This is a genomic window from Croceicoccus sp. BE223, assembly GCF_031457155.1.
Lineage (GTDB): Bacteria > Pseudomonadota > Alphaproteobacteria > Sphingomonadales > Sphingomonadaceae > Croceicoccus.
The window spans coordinates 498,960-525,373 of sequence record NZ_JAVDWB010000002.1; the positions used below are offsets into that span (position 1 = coordinate 498,960).

Below are 26,414 nucleotides of genomic sequence, written 5' to 3' on the forward strand. Positions count from 1 at the left end.
CGCCCTTACACCCGGCGCGCGGGGTTCGGCAACACGTCAGTCCAAGTTCGGGCGCAGCAAGCGTTCCGCCGTCGGCAGGTCTACTCCGCGCCGCGCCGCATAGTCCTCGAGCTGGTCGCGCCCGACCCGGGCGACGCCGAAATACTGGCTTTCGGGATGGGCGAAGTAGAACCCGCTCACCGCCGCGGTGGGCAGCATGGCAAAGCTTTCGGTCAGCGTCGCGCCCGTGGCCTTCTCGGCATCGAGCAGGTCGAACAGGATCGGCTTCAGCGAATGGTCGGGGCAGGCCGGGTAGCCGGGCGCAGGGCGGATGCCGCGGTATTCTTCGCGGATCAGCGCCTCGTTGGTCAATTGTTCGCCAGCTGCATAACCCCACAGGTTCGTACGGACATGCTGGTGCAAGCGTTCGGCAAACGCCTCGGCGAACCGGTCGGCCAGCGCCTTCAGGAGGATGTCGGAATAATCGTCGTGCGCGGCCTTGAACCGCTCGATGTGCGGCTCGATGCCGTGGATCGAGACCGCGAAGCCGCCCAGCCAGTCGCCCGCCGGGTCGATGAAGTCGGCGAGGCAGAAATTGGCACGGTCACGGCTTTTTTTGACCTGTTGCCTCAGGAACGGCAGGCGCGTCTCCCCGGATGCCCCTGCGTCCAGGACAACATCGTCGCCATCGCGGCGGCAGGGCCAGAAGCCCGCCACGCCGCGCGCGGTGAGCCATTTCTCGCGCACGATGGTGTCGAGCATCGCCCGCGCATCGGCGTAGAGGCTGCGCGCGGATTCGCCGACCACCTCGTCTTCGAGGATCGCCGGGAAGTTGCCCGCCAGTTCCCACGCGCGGAAGAACGGCGTCCAGTCGAAGGCGTCGACCAGGTCGGCGAGGTCCCAGCTGTCGAAGACATGCACGCCGGGCTGCGCCGGCGCCGGAGCCTTCAGCGCCATGTCGGCGGCAAAGCCGTTTTCGCGCGCCTCGGCCAGCGTTAGCAACTCGCTCTGCCCCTTGTTGGCCCGCGCGATGCGCACCTTTTCGTAATCCTGCGCGGTCGCATCGACGAAACCGTCGCGCTGGGTGTCGGACAGGAGCTGCGAGGCGACGCCGACCGCGCGGCTGGCGTCGAGAACGTGGATCACCGGGCCTTCGTAGGCCGGATCGATGCGCAGCGCGGTGTGCACCTTGCTCGTCGTCGCGCCGCCGATCAGCAGCGGGATCGACATCCCGGCGCGCTGCATCTCCTCGCCCACGGTCACCATCTCGTCCAGCGAGGGCGTGATCAGGCCCGACAGACCGATGATGTCGGCATCGTTCTCGTTCGCGGCATCGAGGATCGTCTGCCACGGCACCATGACGCCGAGGTCGATCACCTCGTAGCCGTTGCACTGTAGCACCACGCCGACGATGTTCTTGCCGATGTCGTGAACGTCGCCCTTCACCGTTGCCATGATGATGCGGCCCTTGGCCTTGGCGCCGGGCTGCTTCTCCGCCTCGATATAGGGGATGAGGTGGGCGACCGCCTTCTTCATCACGCGGGCGGATTTCACCACTTGCGGCAGAAACATCTTGCCGCTGCCGAACAGGTCGCCGACGACGTTCATGCCGTCCATCAGCGGGCCTTCGATCACCTCGATCGGCCTGCCCCCCGCTTCCGCGGTGGCGGCGCGCATTTCCTCGGTATCCTCGACGATGTGGGCGTCGATACCCTTGACCAACGCATGCTCCAGCCGCTTCGCCACGGGGTAGGAGCGCCACTCCGCCGCCTGCTTCTCCGCCTCGACCGAGACGCCCTTGTAGCTTTCGGCGAGTTCGATCAGACGCTCGGTCGCAGACTGGCCTGCGCTGCCCGCGAGGGGGCGGCGCATGAGGATCACGTCCTCGCACGCCTCGCGCAGCTTCGGTTCGATCTGGTCGTAGACGTCGAGCTGGCCCGCGTTGACGATCGCCATGTCCAGCCCCGCCGGAATCGCGTGGTAGAGGAACACCGAGTGCATCGCGCGGCGCACCGTCTCGTTGCCGCGGAAGCTGAACGACAGGTTGGACAGGCCGCCCGAATAGTGCGCGTGGGGGCAGAGTTGCCGCAGTTCCGCCACCGCCTCGATGAAGTCGAGCGCGTATCGATCGTGCTCCTCGATCCCCGTCGCCACGGCAAAGACGTTGGGGTCGAAGATGATGTCCTCGGCCGGAAAGCCGATGCCGAGGAGGAGGTCGTAGGCCCGCTTGCAGATCTCGACCTTGCGCTGCTTCGTGTCGGCCTGCCCCGTCTCGTCGAACGCCATGACGACAACCGCCGCGCCGTAATCCATGCACTTGCGTGCCTGGGCGAAGAACGGCGCTTCGCCTTCCTTCATGCTGATCGAGTTGACGATGGGCTTGCCCGACACGCACTTCAGGCCCGCCTCGATCACCTCCCACTTGGAACTGTCGATCATCACCGGCACCCGCGCGATGTCGGGTTCGGCGGCGATCAGTTTCAGGAAGGTGGTCATGGCCTCGACCGCGTCGAGCAGGCCTTCGTCCATGTTGACGTCGATGACCTGCGCGCCGTTCTCCACCTGCTGGCGCGCGACTTCGACCGCGGCCGGGTAGTCGCCCGCCATGACCAGTTTCTTGAACCGGGCCGAGCCGGTGACGTTGGTCCGCTCGCCGATGTTGACGAAGCGCGAGGAGGCGTTGGGATTGTCCATCAGGCAGCCATGATAAAGGGTTCGAGACCGGCGAGCCGGGTCCTGGTTTCAAGGTCGGGCAAGGCGCGCGGGGCGAGTCCTGCCACCTTGCGCGCCATCGCCGCGATGTGGTCGGGGCTGGAGCCGCAGCAGCCGCCCAGCACGTTGACCTGCCCCGCGATGGCCCATTCGCCGACGAAGCCGGCGGTCGTTTCGGGCATCTCGTCGTATTCGCCCAGTTCGTTGGGCAAACCGGCGTTGGGATAGATCATGATGTAGGTATCGGCGATCTGGCTCAGCGTCTTGACGTGCGGGCGCAGCTGCGTCGCGCCGAACGAGCAGTTGAGCCCGACGGTCAGCGGCCGCGCGTGGCGCACCGCGTACCAGAACGCCTCCACCGTGTGGCCCGACAGGTTGCGGCCCGACAGGTCGGTCAGCGTCATCGACAGCATGATCGGCACTTCGCGGCCCAGCTTCTGTTCAAGCTGGCGCACCGCCATGATGCCCGCCTTGGCGTTGAGCGTGTCGAACACCGTCTCGATCAGGATGAAATCCGCCCCGCCCGCGACCAGCGCCTCGGCCTGTTCGAGATAGACCTGCGTCAGGAAATCGAAATCGATCTCGCGGTAGCCCGGATCGTTGACGTCGGGCGACAGCGACAGCGTCTTGTTGGTGGGTCCGATCGCGCCCGCGACGAAGCGGGGCTTGCCATCCCTTGCGGTGAACTCGTCGGCGACGCGGCGGGCGAGCTTCGCGCTTTCCACGTTGATCGCCTCGACCAGGTGCTCCGCGCCGTAATCGGCCTGGCTGATGCGGTTGGCGGAGAAGGTATTGGTCTCGGCAATGTCGGCGCCCGCCTCGAAATAGGCGCGGTGGATCGCTTCGGGCACGTCCGGGCGGGTCAGGGCGAGGATGTCATTGTTGCCCTTCTGGTCGTGCGACAGGCCAAGGTCGCCCGCATAGTCCGCCTCGACCAGGCCCTTGGTCTGGATCTGCGTGCCGAAGGCCCCGTCGGTGATGAGGATGCGCTCCTTCGCCGCGGCTTCGAAAAGGGCGCGGGCCTTGCTGGAAATGAGGGTCATGCTTCGTCTCCGCTCGGGCGCAGGCCGAGGAGGTGGCAGATCGCGTAGGACAAGTCCGCGCGGTTGAGCGTGTAGAAGTGGAAGTCGCGCACCCCGCCCGCGTAAAGCGCGCGGCAGAATTCGGCGGCGATCGTCGCGGCGACGAGCTTGCGCGCGCCGGGGCGTTCGTCCAGCCCTTCGAACAGGCGGTCCATCCAGTCAGGGATGCGCGCGCCGCACATCGCTGCCATCTTGCGCGTCTGCGCGACGTTGGACACGGGCAGGATGCCCGGCAGGATGGGCCGGTCGATCCCCGCCGCCGCCAGCTTGTCGCGGAATTCGAAGAAGCATTCGGGGCTGAAGAAGAACTGGGTGATCGCCCGGTCCGCGCCCGCGTCGAACTTGCGCTTCAGGTTGTCGACATCGCTGTCCGCGCTCAACGCCTCGGGGTGGGTTTCGGGATAGGCGGCGACGCTGATCTCGAACGGGGCGATGGCCTTCAGTCCGGCGACGAGATCGGCGGCGCTGGCGTAGCCGTCGGGATGCGCCTCGAACCGGCCGCCCGGGGTCGTCGGATCGCCGCGCAGGGCGACGATGTGGCGCACGCCCGCTTCCCAGTACTGTTCGGCGACGGCGCGGATCTCGTCCCTGCTCGCCTCGACACAGGTGAGGTGCGCGGCGGCGGGCAGCTTCGCCTCGGCGATGATGCGCGCGACGGTGGCGTGCGTGCGCTCGCGAGTCGATCCGCCCGCGCCGTAGGTGACCGAAACGAATTCGGGCCGCAGCGGAGCAAGCCTGGTCACCGCGTCCCACAGCTGCTCTTCCATCTTCTCGCTCTTGGGCGGAAAGAATTCGAAGCTGACGTTCACGTCGCCCGGCAGATCGGCGAACAGCGGCACCCCCGCCGGAGCGGCGGCCTGGTTGAGACGGAAGGTCATCGGCTGGCTTTTCTCTGGAGATCCTGGCCCCGGCCGGGCGTTGCCGGGCGGGACGAAAGGGCATGAAGCGAAGCGGCGCGGCGGCCGATCCAGATGCGGACGGTCAGTTCCGATCCGGCCAGCGCGCTGTCGGCGATCGGCGCGAAGCCCGCACCGGTCAGCAGCGCCTGCATCTGCGCATCGGTGAAACCGAGACGGGCGTGCGCCTGCTCGTCGCGCAGGTCTTCGCGCGCATGGGCGGCGAAATCGACGATGGCGATGCGGCCGCCGGGCCGGGTCACCCGCGCCGCTTCGGCCAGCGCGCGTTCGGGCGCCTGGGCATAGTGCAGCACCTGGTGGAACATCACCGTGTCGAAGCTTTCGTCGGCGAACGGCAGGTCGAGGAAATCGCCCTGCAGCAGCGAAAGCCGGGCCGGGGGGAGATGCTGCAACCGGGCGCGGGCGATGCGCAGCATTTCCGGGCTCTTGTCGATCGCGGAGACGTGATCGGCGCTCGGCGCGTAGAGTTCGGCGATGCGGCCCGTGCCGGTGCCGATGTCGAGCATACGGCCCAGCCGCGCATCGGCCCCCGCCTCGATGCCAAGCAGGCGGGTCAGTTCGGCCTCCACCGCGCCGTCGGGACTGTGCAGGCTGCGCAGCGCGTCCCATTCCTCGGCATGGCGGGCGAAATACTTGCCCGCGATTTCCTCTCGCGCGGCGCGGATCGCGGCAAGCCGCGCGCGGTCCGCCTCGCACGTCGCGGCAAATTCGGCGTCCTCGTCCTCGGCGGTGGCGAGCAGGGCTTCGGCGGCGGCGGCCATGCCGCCTTGCTCCGCGGCGCGCAGGAAGACCCAGCTGCCTTCCTTGCGCTTTTCCACAAGTCCCGCCTCGGTCAGGATGCGGACATGGCGGGAAATGCGCGGCTGGCTCTGGTCCAGCACTTCGGCGAGTTCGCCCACGGCCAGTTCCATGCGCGCCAACAGCCGCAGCAGCCTGAGCCGCGTCGGATCGTCGAGAGCGCTGGTGAGGTCGTGAACGGTCATCGTGGCGCACGCATATAAAGAAACCTTTATATGTTTGCAACGCCGCCCCTGCGATTGCCGTGCGCGCGGCCTTCGACTAGGCAGGGCCGCGAAACTTTACCCCATCGAAAAGGTCCGCTCCATGAAGAAGACTGCTCTCCGCTCGCTGGCCGTCGTCGCGCCGCTGGCCCTCTCGCTCGCGATCGCCGCCTGCGGTTCGACCGACGATCCCGACGCCCCGGCAGAGGCCGACACGGTCGAAATGCCCGCCGATGAAGTGATGACCCAGCCGGGCATGGATGCCGATCCGGCGATCGACGAGACGGTGACCGACGACGCCACCGCCAGCGACGCGGCGACCGAAGCGCCCGCCGATGCCGCCGCCGATGCCGCCGCCGATGCCGCCGCCGATCTCGAAGCGGCGATGAACACCGACGCGGCCAGCGAATGAGGCTCGCGCTCCCCGCCATGGCCTTGGCCGCGCTCACCGCGCTGGCGGGCTGCGGCGGGGAAGCGGCCGACCCTGCCCCACCGGTCGTGGACGAGGCGCAGGTCCTGTCCGACGCGGCGGAAATGCTGCCGCCCGAGCCCGGTTCGAGCGAGAGCGAGAGCACGAGCGCCGACTAGGCGCGGCGCGGCTGCCCGCCGCGCCGCGCCTTGCGCCTGCCCCGTCTTTCAAAGCTCCTGGGTGATGGTGTTGCCCCAGGTCCGCCGCAGGCGGGGCGAGGCGTAGCTCCACACCCCCTGCACATCGTAGCCGATCGTCCCGTCCCTCTCGTTGTTCAGGTTCTTGCCGAACAGGCTGACGGTCGTGCGGTTGAACTTCACGTTCGCCGAAGCGTCGACCAGGTATTGTGCGCTATTCCTGAGGTTTGGGTTATTGAGGAACGTCACGTCATGCGCGCCGATGGAGTGGACCTCGCGCGCCAGCCAAGCCGAAGCGTCGCTGCCGATGTCGATTTCGTAGAGCGCGCCTGCGGTAAGCGGAATTTTTACAGGTCGTTCGACAACGTGAACGGGTGCGACGATACGTGGTCGATGCGGCCAACCAAGCCGCGAAGCGCGCGCCGCTGACGAGGAGAGAGCCGGTGTTCAAGGTCCTGATTTTGATCAAGCGCAAGCGCGGAATGAGCATCGAGGATTTCCGTCGTCACTACGAGGAAAGCCATGCCCCGCTCGCGATGCGGATGGTGCCGAACCTCAAGCGATACGTTCGCCACTACGCCGCTCCCTATCCCGACGCGGCCTCGATGCCGGACATCCCCTGCGACGTGATCACCGAGTTCGGCTTCGACGACCGCGCCGACTTCGAGCGCGGCATGGCCTATATCCAGGACCCCGAACGCTCGCCGATCCTGGTGGAGGACGAGGAACGGTTCATCGACCGCGATTCGGTCCGCTTCTTCGTGATCGAGGACTGCGAAACGCCGATCCCCGGATAACGCGAGCGGGTCGGGTCCGGCCCGGCTTGCGCTCAGTCCCAGCCGGTCACCTTGCCGCGCCCGGCCTTGACCTGGCCGCGCGACTTCTTGACCTTCAGCCGCTCGGCCTTGCCGACGCGGTTGACGCGGCTCTTCGCCCGCTTCTTCGGCTCGACCTGCGCGTCGACCAGCAGCGCCGCCAGCCGCGCGCGGGCATCGGCGCGGTTCTGTTCCTGCGTGCGGAACCGGCGCGCATCGATGATGAGATCGCCGCTCGCCGAAACGCGGCTGCCCGCCAGCGCCTTGAGGCGGTGGAACACCGGCGGGGTGAGGCCGAGCCGATAGATGTTGACGCGCAGCTGCACCGCGGTCGCCACCTTGTTGACGTTCTGCCCGCCCGGGCCGGAGGCGGTGACGAACCGCTCCTCGGCCAGCGCATGGGCGCGGGCGACCAGCGGATCCGGCTCCTCAGCCACCCGGTTGGTCAGCCATCGGGATCGTCGAAGAAGGGATCGGCCTCCGGCTCGTCCACCGTCGCCGCGAACAGCGGTTCGGGCGCGGCAAAGCCCAGCCGCGCGAAATCGGCGGGAAAGGGCGCGCTCGCCGCGATCGGCGTCTTGCCCTCGCGCTGGACGACGAGGCTGCTGGCGTGGAGCATCGTGCGCGCCGCGCCGCCTTTACCGGATTTCGGCCCGCTGCCATAGACCGGATCGCCGAGCAGCGGCGCGCCCAGTCCGGCCAGCGCGTGGATGCGGATCTGGTGCGTGCGGCCGGTTTCCGGGCGGAACTCGATCAGGGTCGTCCCGTCGCGTTCCTCGAGCTTGCGCCAGCGGGTGAGCGAGGGCTTGCCCTTCTTCGCCGCGATCATTCGCCAGCCGCCCTCCTTGCTGCTGATCTTGGCCAGCGACAGCGCGATCTCGCCCTCGTCCTCGATCACCGTCCCGGCGAGCACGCCGAAATAGACCTTCTCGACCAGCCGATCCTCGAACGCCTTGTTGAACCGCTTCAGCGCCTTGGGGTTGCGGGCCAGCAGCAGGCAGCCGGAGGTGTCGGTGTCGAGCCGGTGGACCGGCGCGGGCGCGCGCTGAAAGCCGAACCGCAATTTGTCGAGATGATCCTCGAGGCTGCGGCCCCCGGCGCGCGGCCGGTCGATGGACAGGCCCGCCGGCTTGTCGATGACCAGAGCCTCGCCGTCTTCGTAGAGGACCGGGATGCTCATCGTGTCTTCTCCAGGGCGCCGACCGCCCGTTCGATCCTGTCCAGCGCCTCGTTCAGCGTCGCCTCGCTCGCGGCGAAGCTGATGCGGAAACCGGCCAAGCCGCAATGATCGCCGCCAAAGGCCGAGGCGGCGACCACCGCCACCCCGTGCTCGAGCAGGTGCAACGCCAGCGCGGCGTCGTCCGCGATCGCCCCGCCGATCAGCGGGTCGGCATCGACGAAGCAATAGAACGCGCCTTGCGGCAACGGGGTCGACAGGCCGGGGATGGCATTGACCCGCGCCACGACGAGATCGCGGCGGCGGCGGAAGGTCTCGCGCCAGTCGGCGAGGAAATCCTGCGGCCCCTCGAAGGCGGCGACGGCGCCGGCCTGGCTGATCGAGGCGGGGTTGCCGCTCGAATGCGACTGCAGCTTTTCCATCGCGCGGACCAGCCATTCGGGCCCGGTGGCGACACCGATGCGAAGGCCGGTCATCGCGTGGCTTTTCGACACGCCCGACACCGTCAGCACCCGGTCCGCCAGATCGGGGCGCAGCGCGGCGAGCGTCGCGTGACGCTCTCCGGTGTAGATCAGCGGCGCGTAGATATCGTCGCTCATCACCATGACCTGCGGGTGGCGATCGAGCACGTCGCCGATGGCCAGCAGGTCTGCCGCCGGGAACACCGCGCCGGTCGGATTGCCCGGACTGTTCAGCAGCAGCCAGCGGGTGCGCGGGGTGATCGCCGCCTCCAGCTGGCCCGCGGTGAAGCGGAAATCGTGTTCGGGCCGGGTCGGCAGCGGCACGACCTCGCCGCCCGCAAAGCGCACGATCTCGGGATAGGAGACCCACCACGGCGCGGGGATCACCACCTCGTCGCCGGGGTTCACCGTGGCGAGCAGCGCGTGGAAGATCGCCTGCTTGCCACCGGCGCTGACGGTGATTTGCGATACCGGCACATCCAAGGCGAGGTCGCGCGCGAAGTGCAGCGCGGCGGCGCGCTTCATCGCCGCGGTGCCGCCGACGGGGGTATAGCGGGTCTGCCCGGCGTCCAGCGCATCCTTCATCGCGGCGACGACATGGGCCGGGGTATCGAAATCCGGCTCTCCCACCGACAGCGAGATGATGTCCCGCCCCTCGGCGCGAAGCTGCGTCGCGCGGTCGGTCATCGCCGTCGTCTGCGACGGCGCGATCCGCTTAAGCGCGCCGGAAATTCGCGGGGCGAAAGGATGCGGGGCGGTCATTTGCGGGGGTCAGTCCTGGTCGATCAGCCGGGCCGGCATCAGCCCGCGCAGCGCATTGCCGATCCAGAAGCCGCGCGCAAGGTCCGCCGCGGTCAGGTCCGCTTCCACCGCGCGGCCCTGCTCGATCAGGGAGGCGCGCAGCACGCCCGGCAGCAGCCCGCGTTCGGCAGGCGGGGTCAGCAGCATGCCGTCGCGTTCGACGAAAATGTTGGTGAAGCTGCCCTCGGTGACGAAGCCGTCCTCGCGCACCAGCACCGCTTCGGTCGCGCCGCAGCGGACGGCTTCCTCGCGGGCGGTGTCGTAGAAGGCGCGGTCGCTCGTCTTGTAGCGCAGCCGCCAGTCGTCGGGCGCGACGGGCAAGGGATGGAGCGTGACGGGAACCGCGCCCTCCACCGGCGCGGGCAGGTCGCTGCCCTCGATGTCCCAGTTGCCGTCGAAATCGACCAGCACGCGCAGCCGCCGCGGCTCGCGATTCAGGAAGCAGAACGCCTGGATGTGGTTGCGAAGCGCATGGCGATCGACCGCGAAGCCCAGCGCCGCGGCGCTGACCTTCAGCCGTTTCAGGTGCAGCTCGATCAGCGGCACGCCGACCATCGGGTCGAAGGCCATCGTCTCGATAAGTCGCAGGTCCGGCCGTGCCGCCGCCACGAAGCTCCCCTTCACCAGGCACTCGGCCCATTCGTCGTCGACCCGCGAATCGATCACCAGGCCGCTTCCCACCCCCATCGTCGCCGCGCCGCCGGCATCGAGCGTCAGCGTGCGGATCGCGACATTGAACGCAGCATCGCCGCCCGGGTCAACCCGCCCGATCGCCCCGCAATAGAGATTGCGCGGGTTATCCTCGATCGCGTCGATCAGCTCCATCGCCCGGATCTTCGGCGCGCCGGTGATCGAGCCGCAGGGAAAGATCGCCCGCAGCAGGTCCAGCGCGCCCGCCCCGTCGCGCAGCCGGGCGCGCACGGTGGAGGTCATCTGGTGGACGGTGGGATAAGTTTCGACCCGGAAGGCGTCGCGCACCGTCACGCTGCCCGGCACGGCAAGGCGCGACACGTCGTTGCGCATCAGGTCGGTGATCATCAGGTTTTCGGCCCGGTCCTTCTCGCTGGCGGCGAGTTCCCCGGCCAGCGCTTCATCGGCGGCGGCATCGCTGCCGCGCGGGCGGGTGCCCTTCATCGGCTTCAGCGTGACGTCGCCGTCCTTCAGGGCAAAGAACAGTTCGGGCGAGAGCGAAAGATGGTGCCGCTCACCGTCGAAGACCAGCGCGGCGTATCCCGCCGCCGCCCGCGCCCGCAGCCGGGCATAGATCGCCAGCGGATCGCCCGCCCAGCGCCCGGTGAGGGGGAAGGTCAGGTTGGCCTGGTAGATGTCGCCCGCCGCGATCGCCTCGCGGATGCGGGCGAAACCGGCGTCGTATCCGGCCCGCTCGATCGCCGGGCGCAGCGGGGAGAGGAGCGGTGGACCAGCGGCCAGGCTGGCCTGCCCGGCCAGCCAGTCGGCCACATCCTCTGCCGCCATGGTTTCGTGGCCCTCGAACGCGGCGAGCCAGACCAGCGGCCGCCCGTTGCCCGCGGCGCGCGGCAGGGCCGCCAGCCGCGGCTCCAGCGCCAGCCCCGCCTCGTAGGCGATGTAGCCCGCAACATGCAGCCCGCGTTCCGCCGCCGCGCCGGCCTCCGCCAGCGTCCGCTCCACCTCTTCGCCGCGCGCCGCGCGGAACAGCCCGACCGGGCCGCGGTAAAGCCGTGCCGGGGCCTGTGCGGCATGCGCCGGGTCGCGCGCATCGTCGAGCAGGACGAAGGGCGTGGAGAGATCGGGCGGGCGCATGGCCGCGCCTAGATGGCGGCACGGCGCATGGGCCGCAAGCCGAACTTGACCGCGATGCGGCCAGCGGTCCAAATCCCGGGCGCAACCAGTGGGGGATTTCCGGCGTGAGTGATGGCAGCAGCGAGACGGCGATCTTCCTCGGCCTTGCCGACAACGGCGAACGGCAATGGCTCAACCTGTCGCGCGCGAACCGCCACGGGCTGATCGCGGGCGCGACCGGCACCGGCAAGACGGTGACGCTGCAGGGCATCGCCGAAAGCTTTTCGGCAGACGGCGTGCCGGTCTTCGTCGCCGATGTGAAGGGCGACCTGTCGGGTATCGCGATGGCGGGATCGCCGACGTTCAAGCATGCCGACAAGCTGGAATCGCGGGCCAGGGAACTGGGCATCGACGACTATGCCTATTCCGATAATCCGGCGATCTTCTGGGATCTTTACGGCGAACAGGGCCACCCGATCCGCACCACCGTTTCGGAAATGGGGCCGCTGCTGCTGTCGCGCCTGCTCGATCTGAACGAGACGCAGGAAGGCGTGCTCAACATCGCGTTCCACTGGGCGGACGAACAGGGGTTGCTGCTGCTCGACCTCGACGACCTTCAGGCGATGCTGGCGCACACGGCGGACAACGCGCCGGAACTGTCGACCCGCTACGGCAACGTCACCAAGGCCAGCGTCGGCACCATCCAGCGCGCGCTGCTCACCTTGCGCGCGCAGGGCGGAGACCGCTTCTTCGGCGAACCGGCGCTGGAGATCGACGATTTCCTGGGCATCGACGACCAGGGCCGCGGCTACGTCAACATTCTCGCCGCCGACAAGCTGATGCGCAGCCCGAAGCTCTACGCCACCTTCCTGCTGTGGCTGCTGTCCGAACTGTTCGAGACGCTGCCCGAAGTGGGCGACCCGGAAAAGCCGAAGCTGGTCTTCTTCTTCGACGAGGCGCACCTGCTGTTCGACGACGCGCCCCGCGCCCTGCAGGAAAAGATCGAGCAGGTCGTCCGCCTGATCCGATCGAAGGGCGTCGGCGTCTATTTCGTGACGCAGAACCCGATCGACATTCCCGAGGAGGTGGCCGGCCAGCTCGGCAACCGGGTGCAGCACGCGCTGCGGGCCTTTACCCCGCGCGACCAGAAGGCGATCCGGGCGGCGGCGGAAACCTTCCGCATCAATCCGAAGCTCGACGTGGCGCAGGCGATCACCGAACTGAAGGTGGGCGAGGCGCTGGTTTCCACGCTGATGGAGGACGGTTCGCCCTCCATCGTCCAGCGCACGCTGATCAAGCCGCCGCGCAGCCGGCTGGGCCCGGTGACCGACAAGGAGCGCGCGATCATCCGCTCGATCAGCCCGGTCGAAGGCAAGTATGACCAGGCGGTCGACCGCGAGAGCGCCGAGGACGTGCTGCTGGCCAAGGCCGCGGACGCCGCCGCCACCGCCGAGGAGGTCGCGCAGAGCAGCCGGGAAGAGGTGGCGAAGCGCCCCCGCAAGACCACCTCGATGTGGGAAAAGGCGGGCAAGGCGGCGGCAGGGGCGGCGGCGAGTTCGGCGGCCGCGGTGATCGCCGCCAAGGTCACCGGCCGCAAGTCGAGCGCCAACCCGGCCAAGACCGCCGCGACGGCGGCCGCAGGCACCATCGCCACCGGCATCGGCGGGCAACTGGTCGGGCGCTTCGTGAGGAACCTCATCGGCGGGTTGATGAGGTAGGGGATTTTTTAGTTTGGCCCCTCAAGCGCCGGGCGCGGGATGCTCTTTGGTTTGGTCCCTCAAGCGCCGGGCGCGGGCCCTCCGGCCCGCCTGGCTACGCGCCAATAAGGCGCGGCGCGCGTTCGCGCTTGCCGGAGTCGCCTACGGCGCCCGGTTGCTCGATCTGGCAATTCGGGCCGCGTAGCGAGTCCCGCAAGGCCGAACGGCCGCCCGAGCCTATGCGAGGCAGCCAAGCCGGGCGGATGCCCGGCGCCCGGCGCCCGGCGCCCGGCGCCCGGCGCTTAGGGGCCTTGAAAATCAAACAGGCAACCTGATTTCCGCCAGCAGGCCGCCTTCCTTGCGGTTGGTCAGCGTCAGCGTGCCGCCGTGCTGTTCGGCGATGGCGCGGGCGAGGGTCAGGCCAATGCCCGCACCACCGGTGCCGCGGTTGCGCGACGGATCGCCGCGTTCGAAGGGTTCGAGCATGCGGGCGATCTCGTCGGGCGGGATGCCCGGCCCTTCGTCGCTGACGCGGATCACCGCCTGCCGCCCCTCGCGCTGCACGGTGACGCAGGCGCCGCCCGCATAGCGCAGCGCGTTGGAGGTGAGGTTGCGGACCGCGCGGCGCAGCCAAGTCGCGCGCAGCGGCATGACGATGCGCTCGGTCTCGCCCAGCTCGACCGGTTCGCCGACGTCCTCGAACTCCTCGATGACAGAGGCGACGAGCGCCGACAGCTCGGTCGGTTCCAGCGGGTCGCTGGGGCGGCCCACCCGCGCCAGCGACAGGATGTCGTCGAGCGTGCGGGTCATGTCCTCGATGGTGCCGGCCATCTTCAGCCGCTCGCCATCGTCGTCGACCGATTCGATGCGCACCCGCAGCGCGGCCAGCGGCGTCTTGAGGTCGTGGCCGATGGCGCCCAGCATCACGTCCTTTTCGTCGAGCAGCGCGCCGATCCGCGCCTCCATCGCGTTGTGCGCCGCGATCAGGCTGCGCGTGTCGAGCGGCCCCTGCGGCTCCACCCGCCCTTCGGCCGAAAGCGCGGGATTGGCGGCAAAGGCGCCGACGCGCCTGGTCAGCTGCGCCAGCGGCGTGGTGATGCGGCGCAGGATCAGCGCGATCACCCCCATCAGGAAGACATAGATCAGGATCGTCTGGACCAGCAGCGTGCGGAGGAAACCCGGCTCGCGCGGCTCGCGCCAGGCGCGGGCGATCAGCCAGGTCTGCTCGCCTTCCATCCGGGCGGCGGCGACGATCATCCGGTCGTGACGCGGGTGGTGTTCGCGGCGCAGCTGGGCCAGCCGGTCGTCCCGGGGCAGGAAGCGGCGCGCCACTGCGCCGTCGATGGCACGTTCGAAGACCTGCACCTCGTCGACCTGCACGCCCTGGTCGGAAAGGATTTCCTCCAGCCGCTTCTCGATCCCCGCTTCGCGAACGTCGTCTGGCTTCAGCGGCGAGACCGGGGCCGAGATGAGCCGGGCGATGCGCGGCCGGCGGCCCTGCGGCGGCAGCAGTTCGCGGCCCTCTGCCGTGCGCAGCACCCGCCCGCCGATCAGGCGAAAGGCGAGCGCGTGGACGATGGCGTTGCTTTCCCGCTCGTTCTGCGCGCGCAACGCGAGGCCCGCGCCGATGCCCTGCGCCACCAGCAGCGCCAGCGCCACGGCGAGCAGCATCTGTCCCTGGAGCGATCTGGGCAGGAAGCGCTTCACGCCGCAGATTCCCGTCAGGCCGGCTGCGGATCGACGCGGGTCACGTCGCTCGCCAGCATGTAGCCGCCGCCCCGGACGGTCAGGATCAGGCGCGGATCGGTGCGGTCTTCCTCCACCTTGCGGCGCAGGCGCGAAATGGCGTTGTCGACGCTGCGGTCGAACAGGTGCGCCTCTCGCCCCTGCACCATGTCGAGCAGGCGGTCGCGGTCGAGCACCTGGCGCGGATGGTCGAGAAAGGCGCGCAGCAGGCGGAATTCGGCCGAGGAGATCGCGACGATCGCGCCTTCGGGATCGGTCAGCCGCCGCTTCAGCGGATCGAGCCGCCAGCCTTCGAAGCAATAGTCCTGCTCCAGCGTCGGCGCCGCCTCGGCGCGCGACGCGCGGCGCAGCACCGAGCGGATGCGGGCGACCAGTTCGCGCGGCTCGAACGGCTTCACCACGTAGTCGTCGGCGCCGATTTCCAGGCCGACGATGCGGTCCGTCGCCTCACCCCGCGCGGTCAGCAGGATGACCGGGGTCTTCTGCGTCTCGACGAGATGGCGGCACAGCGAGAGGCCGTCCTCGCCCGGCATCATGATGTCGAGCAGGACGAGATCGGCCGGTTCGTCGCGCAGCATGGTGCGCGCGGCAGTGGCCGATTCGGCCTGCCGCACGGCAAAGCCCTGCTTGGAAAGGTATGCGGCGAGCGGGTCGCGCAGCGCGTCCTCGTCATCGACGACGAGGATGCGGTCGGGCAGGTCGCTGCTCTGCGGATCGGTCATCTGGGCTCCCGTGCGATCCCGGTGTCCGTTCGGCGTGGCGGGATCGGCGTTTCAATGCAAGAGCGGGGCGTGCCGGATCGCATCGGCACGCCCCGCCCGTTCAGCAGACAGCGCGGCTCAGTTGGCCTGGCGCGCTTCTCGCCGTTCCTTCCACGCGGCGCGCATCTGGTCGCGCGCGGCCTTGCGTTCGGCGTCGGACACGGTGCCGTCGCCGTTGGTATCGACCTTGGCGAAACGGGTTTTCACCCCGGCGTCGAATTCGGCCTTGGTGATCACGCCATCGCCGTTGGCGTCGGCCATCTTGCCGCCGCGCATCGCCATCCGGTCGCCGCGCTTGCCGTGTTCGCCGGCCATGCCGTGTCGTTCGCCCCGCTTGTCATGCATCGCGGCGAATTCGGCGCGGCTGATCGAGCCGTTCTTGTCGGTATCGATCCGGTCGAACATCTGCTTTTCGCGCGCTTCGCGGTCGGCGGCGTCGACCTTGCCGTCGTTGTTGGCGTCCATGCGGTCGAACATGGTGTCCGCCTGCTTGGTCGCCTCGGCGAGAGTCTTCGGCGCGTCGTTCTTCATCATGCCGGGGGCGGCGACGGCAACGGTGCCGGTCGCCAGAACGGCGACACCGGCCGCCAGAAGGGTCTTCCTGATCATCATATCGGTCCTTTGATTCACGATCCCGGAAAACGGTGTCTTCCGAAAATGGTGAAGCCGCGAAAGATGCCGGAACGGGCTTGGGGAGGGGACATCAGGGAGAACCCGTGGGCCGTCATCCTCGCGACTTCTGTTGCCGGTTATACGCATCGCGTGTCGCAGCATTATGCCCGCGATCGGCGATTTTGTCGCATCGTGTATCAGCGCGCAGGGGGCATTCATCTGCGCTCAAGGGTGCAGGAACGGGCGGTGCCCGTCGCGCCCCCTGTCCCGCCTTGGCCGACCCCCGACGCCGCGATGGCAGAAGCGCGATCAGGCCCGTAGCGGGGCGCACTGCTCCTCCAGCCAGGCGAGCGGCGCGCCGGTCAGCTGCGGCCCGACGATCGCCCGGACCTTCGCGTGGTAGGCATTAAGCCACTCCCGCTCCGCCCCGGTCAGGAGCGCGGTCTGGACGAGGTTGCGGTCGATCGGCGCGAAAGTCAGCGTCTCGAAACCCATCATCTCGTGCTCGGCCCCGGCGATCTCGCGGGTTTCGACCAGCACCAGGTTCTCGATGCGGATGCCGTATTCGCCGGTCTTGTAGTAGCCCGGCTCGTTCGACAGGATCATGCCGGGCAGCAGTTCCTGTTCCTTGGGCCGTCCGCCCTTGCCGATGTTCTGCGGCCCTTCGTGGACCGAGAGGTAGCTGCCGACGCCGTGCCCGGTGCCGTGCGCATAATCGAGGCCCGCCGCCCACAGGAACTGGCGCGCCAGCGTGTCGAGCTGGCTGCCGACGGTGCCCTTGGGAAACACCGCCATGGCGAGCGCGATGTGGCCCTTGAGGACGCGGGTGAAACGGTCCTTCACTTCCGCCGGGGGCGCGTCGGGGCCGACCCAGACGGTGCGGGTGATGTCGGTCGTGCCGTCGGCGTACTGCCCGCCCGAATCGACGAGATAGACGCTGTTGGGTTCGAGCTGGCGGTTGGTCTCCTCGCTCACCCGGTAGTGGACCACCGCGCCGTTCGGCCCGCCGCCCGAGATCGTGTCGAACGACAGGTCGGTCAGCCGGTCGCTTTCGGCGCGGAACGCCTCCAGCCGGTCCGACGCCTCCATCTCGCTGACCCGGCCCGAGGGGGCCTCGCTGGCGATCCAGTTGAGAAACTTCGCCACCGCCGCGCCGTCGCGGGCCTGCGCAGCGCGGTGGCCGGCCTGTTCGGCCTCGGTCTTGATCGCCTTGGGCAGGACGACGGGGTCGCGTTCCTCGACCACGGTCGCGCCCGCGTCCTCCAGCGCGCGGAAGATCGCGGCGACGGCACGGTCCGGATCGACGGCGACGGTCTGCCCATTCATCGTCGCCAGCGCATCCTCGAACGCGGCGCGGTCGCGCACGGTCACCGCGTTGCCCAGATGCGCCGACAGTTCGGGCGTGACCTTTTCGGGCGCGATGAACAGGTCGGCGGTGCCGTCGGCAAGGACCACCGCGAACGACAGCGCGACCGGCGTGCGCGACACGTCGGAGCCGCGGATGTTGAACAGCCACGCCACCGAATCGAGCGCGGTGATCACGGTGGCGTCGTAACCCTTCGCCTTGAGCCAGTCGGCGATGACGCCGCGCTTGTCGGCACTGGACCGCCCGGCCAGCGCCTCGTCATGCGGACGGGCGGCGGCGGCGCTGGCAGCGGGCCGGTCCTGCCACACCGCGTCGACGGGGTTGCTCTCCACCGCCACCAGCGTCGCGCCGTTGGCGGCGAGCGCCTTTTCGGCGGCCTTGGCCCAGCCCGGCGAATGCAGCCACGGGTCGAAGCCGATGCGCGCACCCTTGGCGGCGTGTTCGCCCAGCCAGTCGACGGGGCTGGTCTGCGGGATCGATTCGTAGTCCCACAGCCGGCCGTCGACCTGGTCGCGCACCTGCAGGGTATAGCGCCCGTCGACGAACATCGCGGCCCGATCCAGCATGACCACCGCGGTGCCCGCCGATCCGCCGAAGCCGGTCAGCCAGGCGAGCCGCTGGGCATATTCGCCGACATATTCGCTCATGTGCTCGTCGCTGATGGGCACGACGAACCCGTCGAGTTCGCGGCGCTTCAGTTCCTCTCGCAGGGCGGCGAGGCGGGCTTCGTGGGTCTGCATCAGCATGACGTCTATTCATCCAGTCGATCTGCGGGGGCCTAGCCGCCCCTCCGTGCATGGGAAACGCCCCGTTCCGATCCGGCGGGGCCGGTCTTGCAAGGCGGATGGCGGAAACATAGTTACAAGCCCCACGTTCTTCCAGCATTGCTTGGGCCCGGCGCGCGCTCGGCCCACGCGCGATGCGCCCCGCCCTTCCCGCCCGATTTCACGCCGACAGGACAGCTTCCTTTGACCCAGACCGCGCCCGACAGCCTTTCCACCGCTCCGCTCGCCCCGCCCAGGGCCGCCAAACGTCCGCACAGCTTCAGCCATCACGGGATGACGGTCGACGATCCCTATGCCTGGCTGCGCGATGCCGGCTATCCCAAGGTCGAAAATGCCGAGATCCTCGATCACCTGAAGGCCGAGAACGCCTGGTTCGAGGCGCGGATGAAGCCGCTCGAACCGCTGGTCGACACGCTGTTCGCCGAGATGCGCGCCCGCATCAAGGAGGACGACAGCTCGGTCCCGGTCAAGGACGGCGACTGGTACTACTGGACCGAATACGTCGAGGGCGCGCAGTACAAGCAGTGGTGGCGAAAGCCCGTGGCCGGGGGCCGCGACGGGACCGAGGGCAAGGAACTCCTGCTCGACGAGACGGTGCTGGCCGAGGGACACGACTATTTCCGGCTCGGCGCCTTCTCGATGAGCAAGGACGCGACGAAACTGGCCTATGCGACCGATACCGACGGGTCCGAACGTTTCACGATGGTGGTGAAGGATCTCGCCACCGGCGAATTGCTTCCGGACACGATCCCCGGCACGCTGTCCTCGCTGGTCTGGGTCGCGGGCGACCGGGCCATCATCTATTCGCTGGCGAACGAGAACTGGCGCACCGACAACGCCCGCATCCACTGGCTGGGCCAGCCGGTGGAAGACGACGTCGAGCTCTACCACGAGGATGACGAGGGTTTCCGCGTCGGCTCGGGCCTGTCCTCGGACGAGAAGTGGCTGGTCATCGCCACCTCGGACCACGAGACGAGCGAGGTGCGCATCGTGCCCGCCGACGATCCGCTGGGCGAGCAGGTGCTGGTCCGCGCACGGCAGCCGGGCGTCGAATACGACATCGACATCGCGGGCGAGCGAGTCTTCGTCCACGCCAACGACACGCACGAGAACTTCCGGCTGGCCAGGGCAACGCTCGACGCGCCGGGCGAATGGGAAACGGTGATCGAGGGGTCGGACGACTTCTACCTGACCGGGTTCGAGATGTTCCGCGACTTTTACGTCACCGAAGGGCGCCTGCACGGTCTCGACCAGGTCGAGGTGCGTTTCTACGACGATCCGTCGCGGGTCGAACCGGTGGCATTCCCCGAGGCGAGCTACAGCGCAGGGCTGGGCAACAACCCGGAATACGAAACCGAGCTGCTGCAGCTATCCTACACCTCGATGGTCACGCCCTCGACCGTCTACGAATACGATCCGAAGGCCCGCGCGCTGTCGGTGCTGAAGGTGCAGGAGATCCCCTCGGGCTACGACGCGGGCGCGTATCGCACCGAACGGGTGATGATCGCCGCGCGCGACGGGACCGAGATCCCGGTTTCGCTGATGATGCGCGCTGACACGCCGACCGATGGCAGCGCGCCGCTGCATCTCTACGCCTACGGCGCCTACGGCCACGCGGTGTCGCCCTATTTCTCGACCGCGCGGCTCTCTCTCGTCGATCGCGGCTTCATCTATGCCATTGCCCACATCCGCGGCGGCGACGACTTGGGCCGGCGCTGGTATCTCGACGGCAAGCTGGCGAAGCGAACCAACACCTTCAACGACTTCGTCGACGTCGCAAAAGGCCTGATCGAGCGTGGCTACACCGCGAAGGGGCGGGTCACGGCGTCGGGCGGGTCGGCGGGCGGCGAGCTGATGGGTGCGATCGTCAATTCCGATCCCGACCTGTGGGGCGCGGTCGTGGCGCAGGTGCCCTTCGTCGACGTGCTGAACACGATGCTCGACGCCTCGCTGCCGCTGACGCCGGGCGAATGGCCCGAATGGGGCAACCCGATCGAGGATGCCGCCGCCTTCGACCTCATTCGCAGCTATTCCCCGTACGACCAGGTCCGGGCGCAGGCCTATCCGCCGATCCTTGCCACCGGCGGCCTCAACGACCCGCGCGTCACCTACTGGGAGCCGACCAAGTGGGTGGCGAAGCTACGCGAGATGAAGACCGACGACAACGAACTGCTGCTCAAGATGAACATGGGCGCGGGGCACGGCGGCAAGTCGGGGCGTTTCGATTCGCTGCGCGAAGGGGCCGAGGAGTTTGCCTTCGTGCTGTGGCAGCTCGGCATGGCCGAGGGCACGGAACGCGGGGGCGAAACGGTTTGAAACGCCTCCTTGCGCTCCTCTTCCTCACGGCGGTTGTCGCGGGGGGCTGGTTCATCGGCTCGCGGCTCTACGCGGTGAACGATCTTGCCTCCGCCGCGCAGTCGGGCGATTCGGCGCGGCTCGAACGGCGGGTCGATTTCCCGGCCTTTCGCGATTCGCTGAACAGCGAAGTCGACGGCGCGATCGAGCGGCGCGAGATCGGCGGCATCGGGTCGGTCGTGGCCAAGGCCAGTGCCGATTTCGCCATCGACAGGTTCGTGAACCCCGAAACGATCGGCCAGCTCGTCCGCACCGGCCAGGCCGACGGGGTCGGCATCGCCATGCGCGACGACGAGCGCGAGCCGGTTTCGTGGCGCATCGAGGGCGGCGACCTCAATTCCTTCCGCGTGACCGGGCCCGACCCGTGCGGCGCGCTGATCTTCCACCGGGATGGCCTTGGCTGGCGGCTGGCGGGAATCGATCTCGATGGCTGATGCCCAAACGCCGGACGGCGGTTCGCGCTACCGGATGACCTTCGTCGCCGGGGCGGAGCACATCGACTTCATGGGCCACGTCAACAACGCGGTCTGGTTGCAATGGGCGCAGGACATCGCCGGGGCGCACTGGGCGGCGGTGGCCGATCCGGCGCACGTCGATGCCTATCTCTGGGTCGTGACCCGGCACGAAATCGACTATCGCGGCAATGTCGGCGAAGGCGAGGAGGTCATGGCCGAAACCCGCATCGAAACCCCGCCCAGCGGCGCGCGGTTCGAGCGGCGCATCGATTTCTTCGCCCCCGGCATCGACCGGCCGATCGTTTCGGTGCGCTCGCTATGGGCGATGATCGGGCGGGCAAGCCGGCGCCTTGTCCGCATTCCGCCAGACGTCGCCGCGCCCTTCCTCGACTGACGGACGAATCAGCCGGCGCGGCGCTCTTCGGCGCGGCGATCCTGCTGCCGCCGGTCGCGGGCCGGCGCGTCGAAAACCTGGATGCGTTCGCTGATCAACCGGTTGCGGCCCGAATACTTGGCTTCGTACAGCAACCGGTCCGCCTGGCTGTAGAGCTGGCGCATCGAACAGGAGCCGCCCGGCGGACTTTCGATTAGCCCCATGCTGGCGGTGACCGGACCGTCGACGCCGGCGACCTCGTTGGCGACGCGGATGGTGATCGCGCGGCGGAGCTGTTCGGCGCGCTGCTGCACTTGCGCGCCGCGCAACATGACGACGAATTCCTCGCCCCCCAGGCGAAAAGCGATCGCATCCTTGTCGCCGGCCAGCACCGCGGCGACTTCCTGCAGCACGCGGTCGCCGGTGGTGTGGCCGAAACGGTCGTTGATCCGCTTGAAATGGTCGAGGTCGACCACCGCCAGGGCATGGAACCCGTCGTTGCGAAGTTCGGCGAAACGCTGTTCGAGCGCGCGGCGGTTGAAGATGCCGGTCAGCGGATCGAGATCGATCAGGTTGGTCAGCGCGTCGAGCCGGGCGTTCACCCGCTCGCGTTCGCTGCGCATCCCGTCGATGCGGCAGACGATGGAGAAGCAGGCCATCGTCACGTGGGCAAGGATCGACAGGAAGAACGCGACGTCGAGCGCGTTGCCGGGAAGCACGAAGCCCGACTGGCGCAGGATCAGGACCAGGGTCCCCGTCGCCAGCGGCGCCCAGACCCCGGCCTGGACCAGCACGGCGCGGCTGCCCATGCGGCGGGCCTGCCGCGCGGCCATTCCGACGACGACCGCGAGGGGCAGAGGCAACAGCACGAAGAGCACGTGCGCGAGCGGCCGGAACGCAGCGATGGGCGCCCCCAGGATCAGCGCCACGATCAGGGTCGCCACCGCCGTCGCGACCAGCAGGTTGTCGGTGGTCTCGCCCAGCATCTCCGGCTCGAGGTAGCTTCGGAAATAGCCGGCGGCGAGAACCAGCGGCAGCACCGCGATGAGCGAGGAAAGGATGACCGTAGTGCCCAGCGTGATGTCGACGAAGCGGTGGAGGACCCCGCCGCCGACCAGCACGAAGACCAGCATCGACACCTCGGTCGCCGCCATCCACAGCACGAACCGTTCCTTCAGGATACGGTAGAACAGCAGGTTGTAGGCGAGCGGCGCGGCGAGCAGGCCCGCCAGCAGCGCGAGCAGCAGCATCGCCTCGTCGCTCCACCCCAGCGGGCCGTCCGGGCCGTGCCGCGATTCGATCCGGGCCTGCGACACGATGGCCGGGGTCCACGCCCCCTGCACGGCGACGACGATGCCGGTCGCGTCCAGCATGTCGGGCAGCGGCAGGGCGAATTTCGGGCCGTTGGCAAGGTGCGTGACGTCGGCCATGCGATAGGTCCGGCTGCGCAGCGGGCCTTCGGGGCCCATGGCGACGACGGTGATCGTGTCGAAGCGCCCGATATCGGTGACGAAGTGGGTCGGCTCGTCCGGCTGCGCGGCGAAGTCCTGCGGCGTGAAGAACAGCCACGATGTCGGCGGCGTCGCGCCGATGCCCGGCCCGTTGCAGTCCCACGCCGCCATCGTGGGAATCGCGTGCTGCACATCGGCCACGAAACCGCCCGACGCGGTGCAGGCCGGCGCCATCTGCATCCGCACGTGCGCAGCGGCGGGAGACGCCGCCATCGCCAGCAAAAGGACCGCCCCCAACGCCCGGAAAAACCAACCGATCATAGCGCGGCACCGTGCCATGATTCGTTTAGTCACTGGTTAACGGGCGGGAAAGAAATCGCTAGTGGTCGAGGCTCCGTGACAGGCCCGCCCGTCAGGTCGCGATGTCAGGCTCCAGGGCCGGCCGTCAGGTTCTCGAACGGCACATGCTCGTAGCCCAGTTCCCGTGCCACCGCCTCGTACGTCACCTGGCCGGCATGGACGTTGAGGCCGGCGGCAAGGTGCGGATTGGCCCGCATCGCCTCGCGCCAGCCAAGATCGGCGATGGCCAGCGCGTGGGGCAAGGTCACGTTGTTCAGCGCATACGTGCTGGTCCGCGCCACCGCGCCCGGCATGTTGGCGACGCAGTAGTGGACGACGCCGTCGACGACGAAGGTCGGCTCGGCATGGGTGGTGGGATGGCTGGTTTCGAAGCAGCCGCCCTGGTCGATGGCGACATCGACCAGCACCGCGCCCTGCTTCATGCATTTCAGCATGTCGCGGCTGACCAGCTTGGGCGCGGCGGCGCCGGGGATCAGCACCGCGCCGATGACCAGATCCGCCTCGCACACCGCCTCGGCGATGTTGGCGCTGTTGGAAAAGCGGGTCTTGGCGCGGCTTTCGAAATACATCCCCAGCCGCTCGAGCTGTTCGGGACTGCGGTCGAGGATGGTGACGTCGGCGCCAAGGCCCACCGCCATCTGCGCCGCGTTCCAGCCGACGACGCCGCCGCCGATCACCGCGACCTTGCCTGGCATTACCCCCGGCACCCCGCCCAGCAGCACGCCGCGCCCGCCATGCGCCTTTTCCAGCGCGGTCGCACCGGCCTGGATGCTCATCCGCCCGGCGACCTGGCTCATCGGCTTCAACAGCGGCAGCGTGCCGCCCGGCCCGGTCACCGTTTCGTAGGCGATCGCGGTGACGCCGGACTTCACGAGATCGGCGGTCTGCTCCGGATCGGGCGCGAGGTGGAGATAGGTGTAGAGCACCTGGCCCTCGCGCAGCATCGCCCGTTCGGCGGCTTGCGGCTCCTTCACCTTCACCACCATCTCGCATGCGGCGAAAATCTCCGCCGCATCCTCGACGATGGCCGCGCCCGCGGTGCGATAATCGGCATCGCTCGCCCCGATGCCGAGGCCCGCGCCGCTTTCCACCAGCACCTCGTGGCCGTGGATGACGAGTTCGCGCACGCTCTCCGGCGTCAGGCCGACGCGGTATTCGTGGTTCTTGATTTCCTTGGGGCAACCGATTCGCATGGGGCGTGTCCTGACAGGTCTCTCCGTCGCGAAAGGTTACGACTGCAACCTCTCCGGGGCAATCGCCCCGTTCGACCGATCAACGTGCCAGCGCCCGATCAGGTCCGCTCGCGCGCCATCGGGTAGCAGCCGAGCAAGCGCAGGTTCTTCGAATAGAAGCCCAGCTCCTCCAGCGCGAGATCGACCGCCGCGTCGCCGGGCTTGCCGACGATGTCGCAGTAGAACCGCGTCGCGGCAAAGCTCGCCCCGTCCTGGTAGCTTTCCAGCTTGGTCATGTTGACGCCGTTGGTCGCAAAGCCGCCCAGCGCCTTGTAGAGCGCGGCGGGGATGTTCCGGACCTGAAACACGAAAGTGGTCATCGCCGGCCCCTCGATCTCCGCCGGGTCGCGCGGCGCGCGGGCTAGCACGACGAAACGGGTCATGTTGTCGTGCTCGTCCTCGATCCCCTCGGCGACGATGTCGAGCCCGTAGAGCTGCGCCGCCAGCTTCGGCGCGATGGCGGCGAGCGAGGGATCGCGGTCTTCCGCCACCTTGGCCGCCGCGCCCGCGGTGTCGGCGTATTCCATCGGCACGATGCCCCGCTCGCGCAAGTAGCCGCGGCACTGGCCCAGCGCCTGCACGTGGCTGACCGCCGCCGCGAACGGGCCGGGGCCGGTCGCCATCAGCGTGTGGCTGATCGCCATGAAGTGTTCGTCGATGATCGACAGGCCCGATTCCGGCAGCAGGAAATGGATGTCGGCGACGCGCCCGTTGGCGCTGTTCTCGATGGGGATGATCGCCCGGTCGGCCCGCCCCGCCCGCACCGCGTCGATCGCGTCGGCAAAGGAATAGCACGGCATCGGCAGACAGGCCGGATCCTGGCGCAACGCGGCGATGTGCGAATTGGCCCCGGGCGCACCCTGGAACGACACCGCGCGCGCGGGATCGGCGGCGGCGGCGGCCAGCATCTCTTCGACAAGGGCGAGGGCGGGTGCGGGATAGCTGTGCATGGGGCAAGCCCGATACGCCGAGGGCGCGGACCTGCCAAGCCCGAACGATCCTGCCCGGGGGCGCGCCGGGTGTGCAAAGGGCGTCGTGCTCGACGCACCGTTGTGCACTGCGCCATTTCGCGGTGAATCGCCCTTGCGCCGCGACGCATGCGACACTAGAGCGGCGCGCGAGCCCTCGTGCGGGGGCGTGACAGGAACACGTGACGGGTTTTTGCAACGATGAGCGACAAGTTCAACACCATTGCCGGATGGGCCCTGTTCGGCGGGATCGTGGCCATCGGCCTTTCCAGCGTCAGCAGCCGCGTGTTCATGGCTGACAAGCAGCACGAGGTCGAGAAGGAAGGCTACGCCATCGTCGCGGCCGAGGAAGAAGGCGGCGGCGAAGGCGGCCCCTCGCTCAACACCCTGCTCGCCAGCGCCGATCCGGCCGCGGGCGAAAAGGTCTTTGCCAAGTGCACCGCCTGCCACACCATCAACCAGGGCGGCGCGAACGGCATCGGCCCGAACCTGTGGGCGACGATGGGCGAGGAGATCGGCAAGGGCAAGGGCGGCTTCGCGTTCTCGTCGGCGCTGTCCGGCCACGGCGGCACCTGGACGTTCGAGAACATGGACGCGTGGCTCGCTAGCCCGAAAGCCTTCGCCGCGGGCACCAAGATGAGCTTCGCCGGCCTGTCGAAGCCGGAAGACCGCGCCAACCTGATCGCCTATCTCAATGCGCAAGGGTCGAACCTGCCGCTGCCCAGCGCCGACGCGCCGGCGGCAGAGGACGTCGCGCCCGGCGTCGAGACTGCCGACAAGCCGGCGGCAGAGGCCGCGCCCACCGGCCCCGACGCCGCCGACGCGGAAGTCACGACCCCGGTGGCGGGCCAGAACGCGGCGACCGCCAACTGAGGCCAGCGCCCGACCGCAAGTCAAAAGGCCCGCCGGAGCATGCTTCGGCGGGCCTTTTCGTTTATTGT

Annotated in this window: 24 protein-coding genes; 8 read left to right on the forward strand and 16 right to left on the reverse strand. The window is 68.6% G+C overall.

The annotated features are described in order from the left end of the window. Window positions 1-36 precede the first annotated feature (36 nt). The 4 genes from metH to J2X37_RS06395 are packed head-to-tail and all read right to left on the reverse strand — an operon-like array spanning window position 37 to window position 5,673. Window positions 37-2,673, reverse strand: a complete 2,637-nt coding sequence (metH, locus tag J2X37_RS06380) for a methionine synthase (protein WP_310019046.1) — start codon at window positions 2,671-2,673, stop codon at window positions 37-39. Continuing rightward, window positions 2,673-3,734, reverse strand: a complete 1,062-nt coding sequence (locus J2X37_RS06385; RefSeq protein ID WP_310019049.1) for a homocysteine S-methyltransferase family protein — start codon at window positions 3,732-3,734, stop codon at window positions 2,673-2,675. The genes metH and J2X37_RS06385 overlap by 1 nt, the downstream gene beginning before the upstream one ends. Then, a complete protein-coding gene (gene metF, locus J2X37_RS06390) occupies window positions 3,731-4,651 on the reverse strand; it encodes a methylenetetrahydrofolate reductase (RefSeq protein ID WP_310019051.1) in 921 nt (306 codons plus the stop codon). Before metF ends, J2X37_RS06385 begins: the two co-directional genes overlap by 4 nt. Next, on the reverse strand, window positions 4,648-5,673 hold the full coding sequence (locus tag J2X37_RS06395; protein ID WP_310019053.1) for a metalloregulator ArsR/SmtB family transcription factor: 1,026 nt from the start codon (window positions 5,671-5,673) through the stop codon (window positions 4,648-4,650). The genes metF and J2X37_RS06395 overlap by 4 nt, the downstream gene beginning before the upstream one ends. A 121-nt stretch (window positions 5,674-5,794) precedes the next feature. On the opposite strand from J2X37_RS06395, the gene J2X37_RS06400 reads away from it, so the two are divergent. Both J2X37_RS06400 and J2X37_RS06405 read left to right on the forward strand, forming a co-directional pair. Beyond that, window positions 5,795-6,103, forward strand: a complete 309-nt coding sequence (locus J2X37_RS06400) for a hypothetical protein (protein WP_310019055.1) — start codon at window positions 5,795-5,797, stop codon at window positions 6,101-6,103. Further along, window positions 6,100-6,279, forward strand: a complete 180-nt coding sequence (locus J2X37_RS06405; RefSeq protein WP_310019058.1) for a hypothetical protein — start codon at window positions 6,100-6,102, stop codon at window positions 6,277-6,279. Before J2X37_RS06400 ends, J2X37_RS06405 begins: the two co-directional genes overlap by 4 nt. Before the next feature lie 48 nt (window positions 6,280-6,327). Here J2X37_RS06405 and J2X37_RS06410 read toward each other — a convergent pair whose 3' ends face one another. Beyond that, window positions 6,328-6,546 carry a hypothetical protein gene (locus tag J2X37_RS06410; RefSeq protein ID WP_310019060.1) on the reverse strand — a complete coding sequence of 73 codons (219 nt, stop codon included), beginning with the start codon at window positions 6,544-6,546 and terminating at the stop codon, window positions 6,328-6,330. A 125-nt stretch (window positions 6,547-6,671) separates the two neighbouring features. Here J2X37_RS06410 and J2X37_RS06415 point away from each other — a divergent pair, with 125 nt between their 5' ends. After that, window positions 6,672-7,094 (forward strand): EthD domain-containing protein, encoded by a 423-nt coding sequence (locus J2X37_RS06415; protein ID WP_310019062.1) that lies wholly within the window; start codon window positions 6,672-6,674, stop codon window positions 7,092-7,094. 32 nt (window positions 7,095-7,126) lie between these two features. Here J2X37_RS06415 and arfB read toward each other — a convergent pair whose 3' ends face one another. The 4 genes from arfB to pabB are packed head-to-tail and all read right to left on the reverse strand — an operon-like array spanning window position 7,127 to window position 11,333. Continuing rightward, window positions 7,127-7,549 (reverse strand): alternative ribosome rescue aminoacyl-tRNA hydrolase ArfB, encoded by a 423-nt coding sequence (gene arfB, locus J2X37_RS06420; RefSeq protein ID WP_310019066.1) that lies wholly within the window; start codon window positions 7,547-7,549, stop codon window positions 7,127-7,129. A gap of 8 nt (window positions 7,550-7,557) precedes the next feature. After that, complete coding sequence (locus J2X37_RS06425) at window positions 7,558-8,292, reverse strand: RNA pseudouridine synthase (protein WP_310019068.1); 735 nt, start codon at window positions 8,290-8,292, stop codon at window positions 7,558-7,560. Then, complete coding sequence (locus J2X37_RS06430) at window positions 8,289-9,512, reverse strand: pyridoxal phosphate-dependent aminotransferase (protein WP_310019070.1); 1,224 nt, start codon at window positions 9,510-9,512, stop codon at window positions 8,289-8,291. Before J2X37_RS06430 ends, J2X37_RS06425 begins: the two co-directional genes overlap by 4 nt. 9 nt (window positions 9,513-9,521) lie before the next feature. After that, a complete protein-coding gene (gene pabB, locus J2X37_RS06435; RefSeq protein WP_310019073.1) occupies window positions 9,522-11,333 on the reverse strand; it encodes an aminodeoxychorismate synthase component I in 1,812 nt (603 codons plus the stop codon). A 104-nt stretch (window positions 11,334-11,437) separates the two neighbouring features. On the opposite strand from pabB, the gene J2X37_RS06440 reads away from it, so the two are divergent. Further along, window positions 11,438-13,030, forward strand: a complete 1,593-nt coding sequence (locus J2X37_RS06440) for a helicase HerA-like domain-containing protein (RefSeq protein WP_310019075.1) — start codon at window positions 11,438-11,440, stop codon at window positions 13,028-13,030. Window positions 13,031-13,327: 297 nt separating this feature from the next. Here J2X37_RS06440 and J2X37_RS06445 read toward each other — a convergent pair whose 3' ends face one another. The 4 genes from J2X37_RS06445 to J2X37_RS06460 form a co-directional block, all read right to left on the reverse strand. Beyond that, on the reverse strand, window positions 13,328-14,716 hold the full coding sequence (locus J2X37_RS06445; RefSeq protein WP_310019077.1) for an ATP-binding protein: 1,389 nt from the start codon (window positions 14,714-14,716) through the stop codon (window positions 13,328-13,330). Between the two features lie 14 nt (window positions 14,717-14,730). After that, window positions 14,731-15,477: a response regulator gene (locus J2X37_RS06450; protein ID WP_310019080.1), complete on the reverse strand. Its 747-nt coding sequence runs from the start codon at window positions 15,475-15,477 to the stop codon at window positions 14,731-14,733. 117 nt (window positions 15,478-15,594) lie between these two features. Then, window positions 15,595-16,125, reverse strand: coding sequence for an EF-hand domain-containing protein (locus J2X37_RS06455; protein WP_310019082.1), 531 nt, complete (start codon window positions 16,123-16,125; stop codon window positions 15,595-15,597). A gap of 312 nt (window positions 16,126-16,437) precedes the next feature. Continuing rightward, on the reverse strand, window positions 16,438-18,234 hold the full coding sequence (locus J2X37_RS06460) for an aminopeptidase P family protein (protein ID WP_310019084.1): 1,797 nt from the start codon (window positions 18,232-18,234) through the stop codon (window positions 16,438-16,440). A 228-nt stretch (window positions 18,235-18,462) separates the two neighbouring features. Between J2X37_RS06460 and J2X37_RS06465 the strand changes: the two genes are divergently transcribed. The 3 genes from J2X37_RS06465 to J2X37_RS06475 are packed head-to-tail and all read left to right on the forward strand — an operon-like array spanning window position 18,463 to window position 21,483. Then, window positions 18,463-20,595: a S9 family peptidase gene (locus J2X37_RS06465; RefSeq protein ID WP_310019086.1), complete on the forward strand. Its 2,133-nt coding sequence runs from the start codon at window positions 18,463-18,465 to the stop codon at window positions 20,593-20,595. Beyond that, entirely contained in the window at window positions 20,592-21,068 is a 477-nt protein-coding gene (locus tag J2X37_RS06470) for a DUF2939 domain-containing protein (protein WP_310019089.1), read from the forward strand. The genes J2X37_RS06465 and J2X37_RS06470 overlap by 4 nt, the downstream gene beginning before the upstream one ends. Further along, window positions 21,061-21,483, forward strand: coding sequence for a thioesterase family protein (locus tag J2X37_RS06475; protein ID WP_310019091.1), 423 nt, complete (start codon window positions 21,061-21,063; stop codon window positions 21,481-21,483). Before J2X37_RS06470 ends, J2X37_RS06475 begins: the two co-directional genes overlap by 8 nt. 8 nt (window positions 21,484-21,491) lie before the next feature. Here the strand turns inward: J2X37_RS06475 and J2X37_RS06480 are convergent, their stop codons facing one another. The 3 genes from J2X37_RS06480 to J2X37_RS06490 form a co-directional block, all read right to left on the reverse strand. Then, window positions 21,492-23,153, reverse strand: a complete 1,662-nt coding sequence (locus J2X37_RS06480; RefSeq protein ID WP_310019093.1) for a diguanylate cyclase — start codon at window positions 23,151-23,153, stop codon at window positions 21,492-21,494. 185 nt (window positions 23,154-23,338) lie between these two features. Further along, window positions 23,339-24,466, reverse strand: coding sequence for an alanine dehydrogenase (gene ald, locus J2X37_RS06485; RefSeq protein WP_310019096.1), 1,128 nt, complete (start codon window positions 24,464-24,466; stop codon window positions 23,339-23,341). Window positions 24,467-24,564: 98 nt separating this feature from the next. Continuing rightward, window positions 24,565-25,455: a prephenate dehydratase gene (locus J2X37_RS06490; RefSeq protein WP_310019098.1), complete on the reverse strand. Its 891-nt coding sequence runs from the start codon at window positions 25,453-25,455 to the stop codon at window positions 24,565-24,567. A gap of 219 nt (window positions 25,456-25,674) precedes the next feature. Here J2X37_RS06490 and J2X37_RS06495 point away from each other — a divergent pair, with 219 nt between their 5' ends. Continuing rightward, on the forward strand, window positions 25,675-26,346 hold the full coding sequence (locus J2X37_RS06495) for a cytochrome c family protein (protein ID WP_310019101.1): 672 nt from the start codon (window positions 25,675-25,677) through the stop codon (window positions 26,344-26,346). Window positions 26,347-26,414 lie beyond the last annotated feature (68 nt).